Consider the following 16,428-nt stretch of genomic DNA (forward strand, 5'->3'; position numbering starts at 1 on the left):
GTCCGACGTTCGCCGGCGGGGCTATTCGATGGCCACCACCGCATCGGGGGTGACCGCGGTGGCCGTACCGGTGTTCGACGGCGCTGGCCGGGTATGCGCGTCGATCGGCGTGCAGGCGCGCAGCGCACGGCTCAACCGGGAGTTGATCGGCCGGGTCGTACCGGTGATGAGGTACACGGCTCGCGCCTTGACGCCGGTGCTGGCGTCGGCCGATTCCGGCAGGACACAGATGGAACAAGTACCGGGGGTGAGATGACATGACCGAGCAGACACCGAAATTGGAACTGCGCGGCGTACGCAAGGTGTTTCCGGCACGGGGCAAGCCAGACTTCCTCGCGCTCGCGGATGTGACCGTTGCCGCGCAGCCGGGCGAATTCTTGGTGCTCGTCGGCCCGAGCGGCAGCGGAAAATCGACGTTGCTCGACCTGATCGGCGGCCTGACCCGCCCGACGGCGGGGGAGATCCTGCTCGACGGCACACCGATCACCGGGCCCGGCCTGGATCGGGGCATCGTCTTCCAGCAGTACGCGCTGCTGCCGTGGCGGACTGCCCGGGCCAACATCGAATTCGGGTTGGAGGCCAAGGGGGTGCGGCGGCGGGCGCGACGGCAGATCGCCGACGAATACCTGGCGCTCGTCGGTCTCACGGGTTTCGGTGACCACTACCCGCACGAGCTCTCCGGCGGGATGAAACAGCGGGTCGCGATCGCCCGCAGCCTCGCCTACGAACCCGAGATCCTGTTGATGGACGAGCCTTTCGCCGCACTCGACGCGCAGACCCGGGAGGGTTTGCAGGACGAGCTGCGCAAGATCTGGCGGGCCACCGGCAAGACCATCCTGTTCATCACGCACGGCATCGATGAGGCCGTCTACCTGGGGAACCGGGTGGCCGTGCTGTCGGCGCGGCCCGGCCGGATCACCGAGATCGTCGACATCGACCTTCGTCGGGAGGGGATCGAGGACCTGCGGTCGTCGGCTCAGTTCCGTGAGTACCGCCACCATCTGTGGCTTGCGCTCCGGGCGCAGCGGGATGCCACGCAGCGGGATGCCACACAGCGGGATGCCACACAGCGGGATGCCACACAGCGAGATGCCGCACAGCGAAATGCAAGTGGTCTGGTGGGAGCGTCGAATGTCTAGCGGCGTGCAGTTGGCTCTGTCCGACAAGCACATCGAAGAGGCGACTGCTGTGCCGGAGACCACGGAGGACTCCGCCGCTGTGGTGGCCGAGGCGTCGGACGATCGAGCGGCGTGGTGGCATCGTGTGTCGTCGGTGGCGGGCAAGGGTGTGCGGGTGTCGCTGGTTCTGCTGGTGCTGGCGCTGATCTGGGAGGTTGCACCACGCATCGGCGCGGTCGATCCCACCTTCCTGCCGCCGGCGTCCACCGTTGCCCAGGCCCTGTGGGAGCTCATCGGCAACGGCCAACTGTGGCAGCATGTGTCGGCCAGTCTGAGTCGCGCCCTGGCGGGCTACCTGATCGCGGTGGCGATCGGGATTCCATTGGGCCTGCTCATCGGCTGGTACCGGCTCGTTGCCCAATGGCTCAACCCGGCGCTCGAACTGTTCCGCAACATCGCGCCGCTCGCATTGCTGCCGGTGTTCGTCCTCGTACTGGGGATCGGGGAGACCTCCAAGGTCGCGCTGGTGGTGTACGCGTGCCTGTTCCCGATCCTGCTCAACACCATCTCGGCGGTGCGTGATGTGGACCCGCTGCTCATCAAATCGGCTCGTTCGCTGGGTCTTTCGCCGGCACGTCTCTTCGCCAAAGTCGTGCTGCCGGCCTCGTTGCCGACGATCTTCACCGGGCTGCGCCTCTCGGCCGCGGCGTCGATCCTCGTGCTCATCGCCGCCGAAATGGTCGGGGCGCAATCGGGATTGGGCTTCCTCATCATGGCGTCGCAGCTCAGCTTCCAGATCCCGGAGATGTATGCGGGGATCGTCGCGATCGCGGTGGTGGGCGTCATCTTCAACGCGGTACTGGTGCTCATCGAACGGTACTTCACGCGGTGGCGGGTCGACCCCGGTCACTGAACCATGTCGAAAGGACAACAACACACCATGTCTCGTCAACTGCATCTGAATGCGTTCGTGCTCGGCGTCGGGCACCACGAAGCCGCGTGGCGGCATCCGCTGACAGATGAGCAACGAGTGCTGGACCCGCGGCACTACATCGAGGTCGCCCAGCTCGCCGAACGTGGGCTTCTCGATTCGGTGTTCTTTGCCGACATCCTCGCGGTGGGACCGAATGTCGCGCGCAACTCGCAGCAGGTGTTCGAGCCGATCACCTTGCTGTCGGCCATCGCCGGGTCGACCCAGAGGATCGGTCTCATCGCGACCGCTTCGACGAGCTACAACCATCCGTACACGCTGGCCCGTGCCTTTGCCTCGCTCGAGCACATCAGCGGCGGGCGGGCCGGATGGAACGTCGTCACGTCGGCGACCGCGGACGAGGCACGCAACTTCGGGTTCAACGGAACTCCCGAGCATGCGCAACGGTATTCGCGTGCAGAGGAATTCGTTGATGTCGTCACCGCGCTGTGGCACAGCTGGGAGTCCGACGCATTACGGCTCGACGTCGATGCGGCGTTGTTTGCCGACCCCGACAAGGTGCACACCGTCGACCACGTGGGCCCGCACTTCACCGTCCGCGGTCCGTTGAATTCGCCGCGTTCCCCGCAGGGTCGGCCGGTGCTGGTGCAGGCCGGGTCGTCGGAGTCGGGTAAAGACCTTGCGGCCAGGATCGCGGAAGTGGTGTTCACCGCGCAGCGCTCTGTTGCCGACGGCACCGCGTTCTACGACGACCTCAAGAACCGTGCGTCGCAGTATGGGCGGGGTCGCGACGAGATCGCCATACTGCCGGGGATCGTGCCGTACATCGGTGACACCGAGGCGCAGGCCCGCGAACTCGAGCACGAGTTCACCACGCTCATCTCGCCCGATTACGCGTTGCGACAGCTTTCGGTCTTCTTCGGGCAGGACCTGAGCGGGATCGCGCTCGACGACCGGTTGCCGCCCCTGCCGCAGGAGTCGGAGATCGAGGGCAACAAGAGCCGCTCGAGTCTCGTGCGTGCACTGGCAGAAGGTGAAGATCTCACCGTGCGGGATCTCATCGGCCGGCTCGGCGGCGGCCGCGGGCATCGGACCCTCGCCGGCACGCCGCAACAGATCGCCGACGACCTCATCGAGTGGGTGGATGCGGGTGCCGCGGACGGATTCAACATCATGCCGCCGTACCTGCCCGGTGGACTTGAGGCATTTGTCGACAAGGTGGTGCCGATCCTGCAGGAGCGCGGGCGTTTTCGTACCGAGTACACGGGTTCGACGCTGGCGGGTCACTACGGTCTCGACGCCGCGGCGCGAGGCGAGGTTCGTGCGGCGTCGCCGGTGACCCGGTAATCCCGGCGCCTTTAAATCGTGCTGCGACAAATGCTGTGTGACAATCAAATCCTGCACTACAAAGGCGTGGTAGCCACTGCACAGCAACCGGAGGGAGAGCCGCGAACATGCGCCACCACGCGATGAACTGGTCGGACGGCTCCCATCACGGCTCTCCTCCCGAAGTTCCCGGATTCCGCGCCTGACCTGCACGATCCAACGTCATTTCTGACGACACAAGGGAACTCCGATGACAATCTCCATCTCTGACTCTGCCCTGCCCACACCCGATCGGGGCGCCGCATCCGATCAGAATGCCGGCACCATCACCTCCGGCGTCGAACTCGACGTCGACGAATTCGGGCCCCACTTCGGTGCCGAACTGCGCGGCATCGACGTCGCGAACGCGTCCGACGACGAGGTCCGGGCGATCCGGCGGGCGCTGATCGACTACAAGGTCATCGTCCTGCGTGACCAGCAGCTCGACGACGCGGCCCATATCGATTTCGGGCGCCGCATCGGGGACCTCACCGTCGGACACCCGGTGTGGGACAGCGGTGACGTCCCCGACGAGGTGTACTCGCTCGACTCCGCCGACAACGGATTTGCCGACGTCTGGCACACCGACGTCACGTTCATGCCCCGACCACCACTCGGCTCGATCCTGCGTCCAGTTGTGTTGCCCCGCAACGGCGGTGACACCAACTGGGCCGACGCCGAACTGGCCTATCGGTCGCTGTCGGAGCCCATTCGTACGCTCATCGACGGCCTGACCGCGGTGCACGACGGCAGCCGCGAGTTCGGCTACTACCTCAAGCAGCGCCGTGGCGGTAAGGGCAACGAATGGGACGGTGCCGAGGTCACCGAACTGACCCCGGTCTCGCACCCGGTGGTGCGGGTCCATCCCGAGACCGGTCGCAAATCGTTGTTCGTCAACCCCGGATTCACCTCGCACATCGAAGGGGTGTCCGACGCGGAGAGTCGAGGCATCCTCGACCTGCTCTACGCACACCTGACCAAACCCGAGCACATCGTCCGACATCGTTGGCGCCTGGGCGATCTCGTGCTGTGGGACAACCGCAACACCGTCCACTACGCCAACCGCGACTACGGAGATTCGCGTCGCGTCATGCACCGCATCACGCTGCGTGGAGATGAGCCCGTCGGGCCGGTTGCCTGACTCGAAGGGTTACGTGACGGACCTCCACCGACCGTCGGAAATCTGTACCTGGGAGGTCGACCAGGTCCACAGTGCACGTGGTCAGACTGAGGCGTACAGGTAACTGACGGGGTGCTGGCCCCCTTTCCTCTTTTATTCAACCAAAGGGTTGACAACGACGTCGCGGAGGCGCAGGCTCGTACTCAACCAAACGGTTGAGTAACGGCACCGGGAGCGAAGCGATCGGGCCGAATGTCAGGAGATGACGTGGCAGACGAGTTGTCCAAGGTGTTCGCTGCGCTCGCAGATCCGACCCGACGCGACATGGTCGCCCGGCTCGCGGTCTCCGACGCGACGGTCAGCCAACTCGCCGAGCCGTACGACGTCAGCATCCAGGCGGTGTCCAAGCACCTCAAGGTGCTCGAGGACGCCGGACTGGTGACTCGCAGCCGTGCGGCCCAGACTCGCCCGGTCCATCTGGAAGCGGAGGTGTTCGACCTCATGACCAAGTGGATCGAGCGGTATCGCCGACGTGCGGAGGAGCGCTACCAGCGTCTCGACGTACTGCTGGCCGAACTGAACGAAGGCCCGTCAGGTGCAGCGCCTGGCGACGAACAACCACGAGCGAAAGGACAGGCGTCATGACCACCACCCGATACCCCGAGGCAACAATCGAGGCGGACAAGGAGGTGCCCATCATCCGCATCACCCGCGACTTCCGGGGCACCCCAGCGCAATTGATGAAGGCGCACACCGACCCCGAACTGTTCGTCCGCTGGGTCGGCCCGGATGCGATCAGCAGCCGGATCATCGACTGGGACGTGCGTGACGGCGGGAGTTGGCGTTACGTCTCCGAACACGACGGCCAGGAGTTCGGCTTCCGCGGCTGCTTCCACACGGTGTCGGACGACAAGATCGTCCAGACTTTCACCTTTGAAGGCATGCCCGACCAGGTCGCGCTCGAGACCCTCTGGTTCGAGGACCTCGGCGACGGCATCACCCGCCTGCATGCTCAATCGCTCTGCGACAGCTTCGAAGCCCGCGACGGCTGGCTCGCCTCCGGCATGGAGGTCGGGGTCAACGAAGGTTACACCGCACTGCAGAAGCTCATCGCCGACGGCGTGATCTGATCATGGCACTGGTGGAACTCTCTGCCGCGCAACGCCATCGGCAGGTGAGTGAGCGCTTCGGGGCCGTCGCGGACTCGGTCTCCGACTGGGACGCGCCGAGCCCGGTCGACGGCTGGGCGGCGCGCGACGTCGTCGGACATCTCGTCGAATGGTTCCCCGGCTTCCTCGCCGGCGGCGGTGTGGTGCTCGCCCCAGGGCCTGCCGTCGCCGACGACCCGGTGGCGGCCTGGGTGGCACATGCCGCCGCCGTCCAGGATCTGCTCGACGGTGACCGAGCCGACGAACAGTTCACCCATCCGATGGCCGGCACCCATCGTCTGGCCGACGCGATCGACCGGTTCTACACCGCCGACGTCTTCATGCACACCTGGGATCTCGCCGAGGCGGCCGGTGTCGACGCCGCCCTCGACCCCGCGTTCGCGCAGCAACTCCTCGACGGGATGGCGGGGATCGAGGACATGCTGCGGGCTTCCGGGCAGTACGGGCCGAGGGTCGAGGTGCCCGACGACGCGGACGTCGTCGTCCGCCTTGCCGGTTTCATCGGCCGCGATCCCGGGTGGCGGGAGAAATAGGGTCGGCACCGATCGCCGGTCGCGGAGTACCGTGGACGAGGTGCCAGAGGAGAATCTCATCACCAACACCTCCCAGACCACCGAAACCCGCCATCCGTCGCCCCGAACCGTCGGTGAGCTGCGCGCCAGCGGCCACATCCAGCGCAGCATCCGCGACGAGATCCGCAACAACCTGCTGACCGCCTTGCGGACGGGCGCCGATCCGTGGCCGGGCATCGTCGGCTTCGAGGGGACAGTGATCCCGCAGCTCGAGCGTGCCCTGATCGCCGGTCACGACGTCGTGATGCTGGGCGAACGTGGTCAGGGCAAGACGCGCATCCTGCGCACCCTGACCGGCCTGCTCGACGAATGGACGCCGGTGATCGCCGGCTCCGAACTCGGTGAGCATCCCTACGAGCCGATCACCCCGGCGTCGATCCGCAAGGCCGCCAACCTGCTCGACGATCTGCCGATCGAGTGGCGTCACCGCAGCCAGCGCTACAGCGAGAAGCTGGCCACCCCGGACACCTCGGTGGCCGACCTGGTCGGCGACATCGACCCGATGAAGGTGGCCGAGGGCCGCAGCCTCGGCGACCCCGAGACCATCCACTTCGGGCTCATCCCACGTGCGCACCGCGGCATCGTCGCCATCAACGAGCTGCCCGATCTCGCCGAGCGGATCCAGGTGTCGATGCTCAACGTCATGGAAGAACGCGACATCCAGGTGCGGGGTTACACGCTGCGGCTGCCGCTCGACGTTCTCGTCATGGCCAGCGCCAACCCGGAGGACTACACCAATCGCGGTCGGATCATCACGCCGCTCAAGGACCGTTTCGGCGCCGAGATCCGGACCCACTACCCGATCGAGCTCGACGACGAGATCGCCGTGATCGAGCAGGAAGCCGACCTCACCGCGACCGTCCCGACCTTCATCACGGAGATCCTGGCGCGTTTCACCCGCTATGCGCGTGATCATCCGTCGATCGATCAGCGGTCGGGTGTGTCGGCCCGATTCTCCATCGCCGGCGCGGAAACCGTTGCGGCAGCGGCATTGCACCGCTCCGCGGTGACCGGCGAGGAGCAGGCCGTGGCGCGGGTCGTCGACCTCGAGTCGGTGATCGAGGTGCTGCGCGGCAAGATCGAGTTCGAGTCCGGTGAGGAGGGTCGTGAGCTGGAGATCCTCGAACACCTGATGCGTAAGTCCATCGCCGACACAGTTCGTGCTCATCTCGGCGGCATCGACATGGCGCCACTGGTGGATGCGCTGGAGAGCGGCGAACCCGTCGTCACGGGGGATCGGGTCACGGCCGTCGACTTCCTCGGTTCGATCCCGTCGGCGGAAACCACGTCGGAACTGCTCGACGACATCGCCGAGCGCCTCGACGCCGAGGCCGACGGTGAGCGCGCGAGCGCCGTCGAACTCGCATTGGAAGGCCTCTACCTGGCCCGCCGGATCGGCAAGGAGGCCGACGAATCTGGTCAGACGCTCTACGGGTGAGGGAGTGAGCATGGCGCGCAAGAGCTTTCATCGATCTCGGTATCAGCGCTACAGCGGTGGGCCCGATCCGCTGGCGCCTCCCGTCGACCTGCGTGATGCGCTTGCCGAGATCGGCGACGACGTGATGGCGGGTGCCTCGCCGCAGCGAGCGCTGCGGGAGTTCCTGCGTCGCGGCACCCCGGACATGCGTGGGCTCGACAAACTGCGCGAGCAGATCAATCGTCGGCGGCAGGAATTGCTCAAGCGCCGCAACCTCGACGGGACGTTCAACGAGATCCGCGAACTCCTCGACCATGCAGTTCTGGAGGAACGCAAACAACTCGCCCGTGACCTCGACGACGACGCACGTTTCGCCGAGATGCAGATCGGCAACCTGCCGCCGTCGACCGCGCAGGCCGTCGAAGAACTCTCCGAATACGACTGGCGCTCACCGCAAGCCCGCGAAGACTTCGAGAAGATCAAGGATATCCTGGGGCGCGAAATGCTCGACCAGCGCTTCGCCGGCATGAAGGAAGCCCTCGAAGGCGCGACCGAGCAAGACCGCCAACGTGTTTCGGAGATGCTCAAAGATCTCAACGAACTCCTTGCCGCGCACAACCGCGGCGAGGACACCACGCAGCAGTTCGACGAGTTCATGGACAAACACGGCGACTTCTTCCCGGAGAACCCCCGCAACACCGACGAACTCATCGACTCGCTGGCTCAGCGCGCCGCCGCGGCCCAGCAGTTCTACAACTCGTTGACGCCCGAGCAACGCGCCGAACTCGACCAGCTCGCCCAGCAGGCGTTCGGGTCACCGGAACTGATGAATCAACTGGCGCAGATGGATTCGGCGTTGCGCGAGGCGCGTCCTGGTCTCGGCTGGGATGACGGGCAGTCGTTCTCCGGAGATCAGCCGATGGGGATGGGGGAGGGTGCGGCAGCCTTGCGCGACATCTCCGAACTCGACGCACTCAGCGAACAGTTGTCGCAGCAGTATGCGGGCGCGCAACTCGACGACATCGACCTCGACGCCTTGGCCCGGCAACTCGGCGACGAGGCCGCCGTGGACGCGCGGACACTGCAGGAACTCGAGAAGGCACTCAACGAACAGGGGTTCTTCGACCGCACCTCCGACGGTCAGCTGCGGCTGAGTCCCAAGGCGATGCGGCAACTCGGTCAGACCATCTTCAAGGATGTGGCCGAACAGCTTTCGGGTCGACGCGGAGATCGTCAGACCCGACGCAGCGGCCTTCTCGGCGAGCCGACGGGGGCCACTCGCGAGTGGGTGTTCGGTGACACCGATCCGTGGGACGTCACCCGCACGGTGTCGAATGCCGTGCTGCGCACCGTGTCCGAGACCACCGAGCCCGCGCTGACGACTGCCGAGATGGCGCGTGAGGGCGTACGCATCGACGTGCGCGACGTCGAGGTCGCCGAGACCGAGACCCGCACCCAGGCTGCCGTCGTGCTCCTCGTCGACACATCGTTCTCGATGGAGATGGAGGGCCGCTGGACACCGATGAAGCGCACCGCGATTGCGCTCAACCACCTGATCTCCACCCGATTCCGCAGTGACGAACTGCATCTCATCGCGTTCGGGCGGTACGCGCGGTCGATCGACATCGCCGAACTGACCGGGCTGCAGCCGCGGATGGAGCAGGGCACCAACCTGCATCACGCGCTGCTGCTCGCGCAGCGTCATCTGCGTCGCTTCCCCAACGCGCAGCCGGTGGTGCTCGTGGTGACCGACGGTGAGCCGACCGCTCACCTCGACCCCAGCGGCGAACCGTTCTTCTACTACCCGCCGCACCCGCAGACCATCGCACTCACCGTTCGCGAACTCGACCACGTCGCTCGTCTCGGCGCGCAGGTGACGTTCTTCCGGCTCGGGGAAGACCCGGGACTCGCGCACTTCATGGATCAGATTGCTCGTCGGATCGGCGGCCGGGTGGTGGCCCCCGACGTCGACGGGCTGGGCGCGGCCGTCGTCGGCGACTACCTCCGCTCACGACGGGGTCGCCGGCGCGGCTGACACTCCCGGTTGGCCTGCCCCTGATCCGAAGAGTTTGGTAAATAGTCCCGCTGAACTGCGGAAATGAGCCCCCGTCGTGCCCGCAAATCTAGGGGAAGAACTTCTTCCCCGGGGTTCATAGTCGTCCGCGAGAATTTTCCGGGGGAGGACTCCAAGGGTAGGGGAAGAAGTTTCTTCCCCTACTTTTGTGGTGCCGGTTCGCGCCGCCGACGATGATGCCGCCGCTGCGCACTCATGGCAACCACGTGGACGGATCGTGCGTCCATGCTCGACGATGACGCGCTTCCCACCTCGGCGGTTGGGTCGCTGATCCGAGAGGTTGGGTAACCGCCGCGGCGACCTGCGGAAATCTGTACCTGGGAGGCTGGCCACGTGCACAGTGCACGTGGTCTGGTTGAGGGGTACAGATTCCCGACGGGGTCGCGGTGCGTTCCCGTGGTCGGGCCAACGCGGTCGCGCTACGCCCTCGCCGACCGCGCACCCACCACCCACAGCACGATGCCGACGACGGTCAGAATGAAACCGAATCCGCCGCCGAACACCGCGAGCAGAATGCCGCCGGCGCTCATGGCGACCACGCCTGCGCTGAGCGCGGGTGCGCCGTACGCGGGGCGGTCGCAGGTGATGGTGTAGGAGCCGCTCGCCTTGATCTCGACGGTGCGGAACGATTCGATCTGTTGACCGTCGTAGCCGAAGTTGGTGCTGACCTCCGAACCTCCGGTGACGTCGGCGGGACCGTCGAAGGTGCAGGTCGGGGTAACGCTGTCCTCGGGGGCGAACAGCTGCAACGAATCTCCATCGGAGAACGTGCGGGAGGCCGTCGTGTCGATGGCAAAGATGTCGTCGGCCTGGCCGGCGATCTTGCTGAACCCGATCACCGCGAGCACGATCCCGGTCGCGACGCAGGCCACGAGGATGATGGCGCCGATCCATGTCATCCACTTGCCGATTCGCTTCATCCGCGACCGGTTCTTCTTCGCCGGGACTGGCTGGAACGGTTGGTACGGGTTGGGGGTGTAGGGGGAAGGAGACGGAACCGGTGGGTGGTACGGGCCGTACGGCGGGCCGGGCGTACTCATCTGTCGTCTCCTGGGTAAGGGTTGTCTCGGGGCCTTATTCTGGGGGCCATTCTCCGGGTTTCCACGGTGGTCGTCGGCCGGAATCGACACTAGTGTCGGGATCGTGACCACTCCCGACCTTCCGTCCGACGACCGTCGCGCGCGTCTGCGAGCCGCCGATGCCGATCGCGAACTGGTGCACGAGATCCTGTCGGCCGCGATGGCGGGCGGCAACCTCTCGCCGGCCGAGTACGAGGAACGCGCCGGAAAAGCCGTTATGGCCAAGACTTTTGGTGACCTCGACGAACTCACCGACGATCTTCCGGTGGCCCAGCTCGGCGTCGCGTTGCCCACCTGGCCCGTGGTCGACACGACGCGCGGCACGCGGGTGACCGGCAGATCGGACAGCCCGGCAATCGTTCGTCATCGGCTCGCGATCATGTCCGGCAGCGAACTCAAAGGGACCGCTCCCGTCGGCGGACACCTGAGTGCGACCGCGATCATGGGCGGGGTTGAGATCGACTTGCGCGAGGTCGAGTTCACCGAGCCCGTTCTGACGATCCAATGCGTGGCGATCATGGGCGGCGTCGACATCACCGTCCCGGAGGACGTGACCGTCGACGTCGGTGGTCTGGGCATCATGGGGGGTTTCGGTGGCGCGAACGCGACTGGCGCGCCTGGCGCACCGACGGTGCGCGTCACCGGTCTGGCGCTGATGGGCGGCGTCGACGTCAAACGTAAGCCGGTCGACGAGTAGGCAACTCGACTCGAGTCCTGGGCCGGTCAACCCGTCAGGCAAGCACCAGCGAGATGATCGCGATCGCCGGGATCGACGCGAGGGTGGTGATGAGCGCGGTGTCGCGCGCGAGGATCTGACCGCGCCGATATCGCGTCGCGTAGACCATCACGTTCTGCGCGCTCGGCAGCGCACCGATCACCACCTGCGCGAAGAGTTGATGCCCGGTCTGGCCGAAGCCCCAACGCGCGACGACGTAGACCAGCGCCGGCATGGCGAGCATCTTCAGGACGGTGGCGAGCGCGATGTCGCGTCGTGGGCTCTCGCCCTTCTTGAACACCGTCACACCGGTCAGGGAGAGTCCAAAGGCGAGCAATGCTCCTGGCACCGAGGCGTTTCCGAGCATCTTGAGGGGTTCGAGTACCGGTGCCGGCGGTATCCAGCCAATGAGCGAGACGACAAGTCCGGTCACCCCGCCGATGACGATCGGATTGGTCAGCGGGGTGACGACAGCGTCGCGCCACAGCGAGCGGTGCGCGCCACGATCGAGCGCCGTGAGGTCGAGGGCCAGGAGCGCGATCGGGGAGTAGATGAGGATCTGGAAAAGCAGCAGCGGCGCGATGAACGTCGCGTCGTCGAGCACGAAGATGGCGATCGGGAGCCCGAGATTCACGCTGTTGACGTACGACGACGACAACGCGCCGATGACCAGCTCCGGAACCGCGCGCCGCAGCCAGAATCGGGCGACGACCACGTAGACCAGCCCGATTGCCAGTGCGCTGCCACCCGCGATGACCAGGGTCGAGGAGAAGATGACCGACAGATCCGAGGTAACAAGCGAATAGAAGAGGAGCGCCGGCGTGCAGACGAAGAACACCAGTCGCGACAACACCTCGTGGGCGTGGTCGCCGAGCAGGCGCGTCCGTCCGAGCACATATCCGATGCCCACCACGATGAAGATGACGGTGAACCCGGAAACCACGCCTGACACCAGCCGAGCTTATTCACTACCCTGAAATCCACATCAATCGGGCGATCGTGGAGGAGGTCAGCGTGACCAACACGCCTGGACAGGGATCGGGCCACCAGGACGACGGATGGGTCTCGCTGAACAAGGACGCACCGGTGCAGCCCGCGCCGTATGCACCCACCGAGTTCTCGCCGACCTATCAAGCCCCGCCCACCTATCAAGCGCAGCCGACCTATCAAGACCCGTCGAGCGATCCGTATCTGGCGGGCTACGGGGCCAATCCGCCGCTTCCGCCGGTCGCGGCGCCGGGGTCCGATGGCTATTACGGGGCGGTGTCGCCGAACCCGTACGGCCAGTACCCACCGACACCCGGGTATCCGCAGTACCCGGCACCGGTGCAGTACGGGGCGTACGGACCCGCGCCGTACGGCTACGGACAACCGATGTCGCAGACCAACGGAAAATCCACCGCCGCTCTCATCTGCGGCATCGCAAGCCTGGTCAGTGTCTTCCTGTTCAGCTGCTTCTCCATCCCGATCTCAGGTCCCACCGGCATCGTCGCACTGGTGATGGGAGTCAAGGCGCGACGCGAGATCGACGATTCGGCCGGCGCGCAGAGCGGCAGCGGCAACGCACTGGCCGGTCTCATCACGGGTGGCATCGGGCTTGCGCTCTCGGTGATCTGCACAGTTCTTCTCATCGCGATCATTTTCGGGACCTACTGAACGACTGATTTCGGCTGCTTTCCGAGGGGGATCGGAACGATCTTGACTAGGCTGTATCCGACGTGCCGCGCCTTGCGGTACCGATCCGTCTGCGCGTCTCGGGGAGCCGCGCGTTTCGAAAGGCCAAGCCGATGACGAACCCGACCGGCGACGACGATCCATTCAAGAAGAAGCCCGCGGATCCCGAATCGTACGAGCCACCCGCCACGCCTTCCGGGGACGCGACGCGAGTGATCAAGACCGGACCGGGTGAGGGGTATCCACCGCAGGGCTCGCCGAGCAGCCCGCCCCCGCCGTCGTATGGCACACCGCAGCCACCCGCCGGTGGCTACGACGCCACCCGGGTCTCGCAGACACCGCCGCCGTCTTACGGATCGCCGTCCACGCCTTCGTCGGATCCGTCGCAGTACGGCGCTCCGCCGTCGTACGGTGCACCGGGCTCGACGCCGTCCTACGGCGCCCCCGGTTCGACGCCCTCCTACGGTGCATCGACGCCGTCCTACGGTGCGGACCCCGGCGCGTCGTCCGACCCGAACGTGCCGCCGTCCTATGGCACGCCGTCGTATGGCACCCCGCCCGCCAGCCCGTACGGTCAGCCCGGATACGGCGCTTCGGGTTACCCGGCAGCAGGCGCACCGGGGTACCCGGCGCAGGCGAAGAACAACCCTCTCGCAATCGCATCTTTGGTGTGCTCGATTGTCGGCTTGGTGTGCTGTGGCCTCACCGCCATCGTCGGCCTGGTTCTCGGCATCGTCGCACGCAAGCAGATCAAGGAATCCAACGGCACACAGACCGGCGACGGGATGGCGCTGGCCGGAATCATCATCGGCGCCATTGTGACCGTGCTGTTCATCATCTACTGGATTCTTGTGTTCGCCGGCGTGATCGGTAGCTTCGCCTTCGACACCAGCACCGACTACTGACAAGCCTCGTTTTGGAGGTTGCCGTCCTTGCCGGGTAGTCTGGTGAGGTTGTGTGACGCGCCCACCGGGCTGCAGGCGCACTGACCAGGGATCATCGCGCCAGCTGATCGATCCCAGACAGACCACCGTAGGAGAAGGGCTCAACCATGGCTGTACCGAAGCGCCGGATGTCGCGGGCCAACACCCGTAGCCGTCGTTCGCAGTGGAAGGCGGACAATCCCGCACTGCAAGAGGTGAAGGTGAACGGCGTCGTGCAGCGCATTCCGCGTCGTCTGGTCAAGGCTGCCCGCGCGGGCGTCATCGACCTGGACCGTCGCTGATCTAGAGCTGCCCGACGGTCGCGCCGCCGACCGTCGCGACAAACGAACCACCGACCGCCCCTGGGCCTTGTGCCCGGGGGCGGTCGTTCACGTGCGTGACCAACCGTTCGGATCGGTCATGGGCTGGTTACGATGACCGGGCACCACGTCGGTGCACCAACCAACGGGGGGACCAATCAGAATGCCCAAGTATTACGGCGGTTCGTCCGGTGATGATTCGTCGCAATGGGAGCCGACCCAGCTGAGCCAACGACCGGTGACGCCGCCCCGCTTGGACAAGGGGACCCCGCCGCTCCCGATGCCGATCACGCCTCCGCCGGTGTCGGGATCGCTGCCTCCGTTGCCCCCGCCGTCGGCTGCTGCGCTACCGCCGGTGCCGGCCTACGGCGCGCCGTCCGTGCAACCGTACGGTGCTCCGTACTACGGACAGCCGGCGTACGGGCCGCCGGTAGTCATTGCCCCGGTGCGCCGGACCAACGCGATGGCGATCACCGCGCTCGTGGTGTCGCTCGCCGGGTGTGGGTGTCTCAGCTGGTTGGGGATCGTGTTCGGCCTCATCGCGCGCAATCAGATCAAGAACTCCAACGGAACCGAAGAAGGCGACGGGCTGGCCATCGCCGGGATCATCATCGGTGCGATCGCACTTGTCGGAATCCTGGCGTACTTCGTCATCAACGTGATCTATCTGGGTCTGGTCGTCGGCGCATCGTCGACGTCGACCGACTACTGATGCGAAGTGTTCGGCGACCACCGCGCTGAACTGGGCAAATGCGATAGTGTCGTGCCGCAAAATCTAGGGGAGGAACTTCGTCCCCGGGTTTCATAGTCGTCCGCGAGAATTTTCCGGGGGAGGACTCCAAGGCCAGGGGAGGAAGTTTCGTCCCCTACTTTTCGTGGGGCGCCTGCTTCTGTCGTCGCGTTCGGCGGAACGCGACGACAGGTGACTGAGATCGGGCCCGTGAGCGAGTGCTTCCGGGAAATACCCGGAGGACCACCGTCAGGGGCCCGATCCTGGCCACCGGCCCGACCAACCTTCCTGCCCCCACGATCGCCGCCGCCGGCCGGTTCCTACTGGGCGATGAACTTGTTGACGGCGCGGTTGAGGAAGTTCGGGATGAACTTGGCCGCGTTGCCCAGCACCAGGGTCTGGGTACCGACGCCGTAGCTGGTCCGGTGCAGCAGCTTGTCCTGGCGGGTGGGATGTACTGACTCCCACACCTTGTCGGCGACCTGCTCGGGCGTGATCCGGATGCCCAGGGTCTTGGTCGACTTGGCGTCGGCGGCGGCCAGCGCGGTCTTGGCCCACAGCGGCCAGATGCTGACGACGCGGATGTCGTCGGGCTCCCACTCGAGTTCGAGCGCCTCGGTCAGGCCGGCGACAAAGAACTTGGTGGCGCTGTACACGGCGATGTCGGGCTGCCCGTAGATGGCCGACGCCGAGGCGATGTTGACCAGGTGTGCACCGGGCGTCGCCTTCAGGTACGGGTGCGCGGCCTGAGCCCCGAGCGCGACGCCGAGCGCGTCGATGTCGATCTGGCGCTTGATCGCGTCCGGGGAGATCTCGGTCAGCGGACCCTCGTGCAGGATGCCCGCGTTGTTGTCGAGGACATCGAGCGTGCCACCCGTCGCCTCGGTGAACTCACCGAGCGCGTGCGCCCACTGGGCCTCATCGCGGACGTCGAGTTCGCCGACGATCCAATCGGGGTGGTTCGCCTTGACCTTGTCGAGGGCGTCCTTGTTGACGTCGTAGACACCGATCGTCCATCCCTCCCGGTCGAAACGCTCCGCGGTGGCCAGTCCGATGCCCGCCGCGCCGCCGGTGATGAAAATCGATGACATATCCGTCTCCTGCCTTCTGACCTGCGTCGATGAGGTCCTCGGTCTAACTTACTCGCCAGTATATTCCTGTGTCTGTTTACTCGGTCGCAGCCCGGTGCTATCTTGACAACAAGCATTGTCATAACATCAC

The 16,428-nt window shown here is 65.8% G+C and carries 18 protein-coding genes; 15 read left to right on the top strand and 3 right to left on the bottom strand.

All coding sequences use genetic code 11. The features are described from left to right. From ABZW74_RS06500 to ABZW74_RS06545, 10 genes are all read left to right on the top strand, one after another. Nucleotides 1-256 (top strand): IclR family transcriptional regulator C-terminal domain-containing protein (locus tag ABZW74_RS06500; protein ID WP_355275058.1); only part of this gene is annotated, 256 nt, incomplete at its 5' end. A 1-nt stretch (nucleotide 257) separates the two neighbouring features. Then, nucleotides 258-1,139 (top strand): ABC transporter ATP-binding protein, encoded by an 882-nt coding sequence (locus ABZW74_RS06505; RefSeq protein ID WP_355275060.1) that lies wholly within the window; start codon nucleotides 258-260, stop codon nucleotides 1,137-1,139. Then, entirely contained in the window at nucleotides 1,132-2,031 is a 900-nt protein-coding gene (locus ABZW74_RS06510; RefSeq protein WP_240856366.1) for an ABC transporter permease, read from the top strand. Before ABZW74_RS06505 ends, ABZW74_RS06510 begins: the two co-directional genes overlap by 8 nt. 27 nt (nucleotides 2,032-2,058) lie before the next feature. After that, nucleotides 2,059-3,396, top strand: coding sequence for an LLM class flavin-dependent oxidoreductase (locus ABZW74_RS06515; protein WP_355275062.1), 1,338 nt, complete (start codon nucleotides 2,059-2,061; stop codon nucleotides 3,394-3,396). A gap of 229 nt (nucleotides 3,397-3,625) precedes the next feature. After that, nucleotides 3,626-4,555 (top strand): TauD/TfdA family dioxygenase, encoded by a 930-nt coding sequence (locus tag ABZW74_RS06520; RefSeq protein ID WP_355275064.1) that lies wholly within the window; start codon nucleotides 3,626-3,628, stop codon nucleotides 4,553-4,555. A gap of 246 nt (nucleotides 4,556-4,801) precedes the next feature. Next, entirely contained in the window at nucleotides 4,802-5,179 is a 378-nt protein-coding gene (locus ABZW74_RS06525; RefSeq protein WP_240856369.1) for a metalloregulator ArsR/SmtB family transcription factor, read from the top strand. After that, a complete protein-coding gene (locus ABZW74_RS06530; protein ID WP_240856370.1) occupies nucleotides 5,176-5,664 on the top strand; it encodes an SRPBCC domain-containing protein in 489 nt (162 codons plus the stop codon). The genes ABZW74_RS06525 and ABZW74_RS06530 overlap by 4 nt, the downstream gene beginning before the upstream one ends. A gap of 2 nt (nucleotides 5,665-5,666) precedes the next feature. After that, complete coding sequence (locus ABZW74_RS06535) at nucleotides 5,667-6,236, top strand: maleylpyruvate isomerase family mycothiol-dependent enzyme (protein ID WP_240856371.1); 570 nt, start codon at nucleotides 5,667-5,669, stop codon at nucleotides 6,234-6,236. 31 nt (nucleotides 6,237-6,267) lie between these two features. Then, nucleotides 6,268-7,713, top strand: coding sequence for a sigma 54-interacting transcriptional regulator (locus ABZW74_RS06540; RefSeq protein ID WP_240856372.1), 1,446 nt, complete (start codon nucleotides 6,268-6,270; stop codon nucleotides 7,711-7,713). A gap of 10 nt (nucleotides 7,714-7,723) precedes the next feature. Then, nucleotides 7,724-9,727 carry a VWA domain-containing protein gene (locus ABZW74_RS06545; protein ID WP_355275068.1) on the top strand — a complete coding sequence of 668 codons (2,004 nt, stop codon included), beginning with the start codon at nucleotides 7,724-7,726 and terminating at the stop codon, nucleotides 9,725-9,727. Nucleotides 9,728-10,185: 458 nt separating this feature from the next. On the opposite strand, the gene ABZW74_RS06550 is transcribed toward ABZW74_RS06545, so the two are convergent. Next, nucleotides 10,186-10,806, bottom strand: a complete 621-nt coding sequence (locus ABZW74_RS06550; protein ID WP_355275070.1) for a hypothetical protein — start codon at nucleotides 10,804-10,806, stop codon at nucleotides 10,186-10,188. Between the two features lie 103 nt (nucleotides 10,807-10,909). Here ABZW74_RS06550 and ABZW74_RS06555 point away from each other — a divergent pair, with 103 nt between their 5' ends. Then, a complete protein-coding gene (locus ABZW74_RS06555) occupies nucleotides 10,910-11,542 on the top strand; it encodes a DUF1707 domain-containing protein (protein ID WP_355275072.1) in 633 nt (210 codons plus the stop codon). Nucleotides 11,543-11,576: 34 nt separating this feature from the next. Here ABZW74_RS06555 and ABZW74_RS06560 read toward each other — a convergent pair whose 3' ends face one another. Continuing rightward, complete coding sequence (locus tag ABZW74_RS06560; protein WP_355275074.1) at nucleotides 11,577-12,512, bottom strand: AEC family transporter; 936 nt, start codon at nucleotides 12,510-12,512, stop codon at nucleotides 11,577-11,579. Nucleotides 12,513-12,574: 62 nt separating this feature from the next. Between ABZW74_RS06560 and ABZW74_RS06565 the strand changes: the two genes are divergently transcribed. The 4 genes from ABZW74_RS06565 to ABZW74_RS06580 all read left to right on the top strand — a co-directional run bounded on the left by ABZW74_RS06565 (nucleotide 12,575) and on the right by ABZW74_RS06580 (nucleotide 15,189). Then, a complete protein-coding gene (locus tag ABZW74_RS06565; RefSeq protein ID WP_355275076.1) occupies nucleotides 12,575-13,216 on the top strand; it encodes a DUF4190 domain-containing protein in 642 nt (213 codons plus the stop codon). Between the two features lie 131 nt (nucleotides 13,217-13,347). Further along, entirely contained in the window at nucleotides 13,348-14,139 is a 792-nt protein-coding gene (locus ABZW74_RS06570; protein ID WP_355275078.1) for a DUF4190 domain-containing protein, read from the top strand. 146 nt (nucleotides 14,140-14,285) lie between these two features. Next, the gene (gene rpmF, locus ABZW74_RS06575) at nucleotides 14,286-14,459 is read left to right on the top strand and encodes a 50S ribosomal protein L32 (RefSeq protein ID WP_240856379.1); all 174 of its coding nucleotides are present in this window, start codon (nucleotides 14,286-14,288) and stop codon (nucleotides 14,457-14,459) included. 181 nt (nucleotides 14,460-14,640) lie between these two features. Continuing rightward, entirely contained in the window at nucleotides 14,641-15,189 is a 549-nt protein-coding gene (locus tag ABZW74_RS06580) for a DUF4190 domain-containing protein (protein ID WP_355275081.1), read from the top strand. 338 nt (nucleotides 15,190-15,527) lie between these two features. Here the strand turns inward: ABZW74_RS06580 and ABZW74_RS06585 are convergent, their stop codons facing one another. Further along, complete coding sequence (locus tag ABZW74_RS06585; RefSeq protein WP_240856381.1) at nucleotides 15,528-16,298, bottom strand: SDR family oxidoreductase; 771 nt, start codon at nucleotides 16,296-16,298, stop codon at nucleotides 15,528-15,530. Nucleotides 16,299-16,428: the final 130 nt, after the last annotated feature.

Origin of the sequence: Gordonia sp. NPDC003585, from assembly GCF_040610755.1 — a bacterium.
Lineage (GTDB): Bacteria > Actinomycetota > Actinomycetes > Mycobacteriales > Mycobacteriaceae > Gordonia.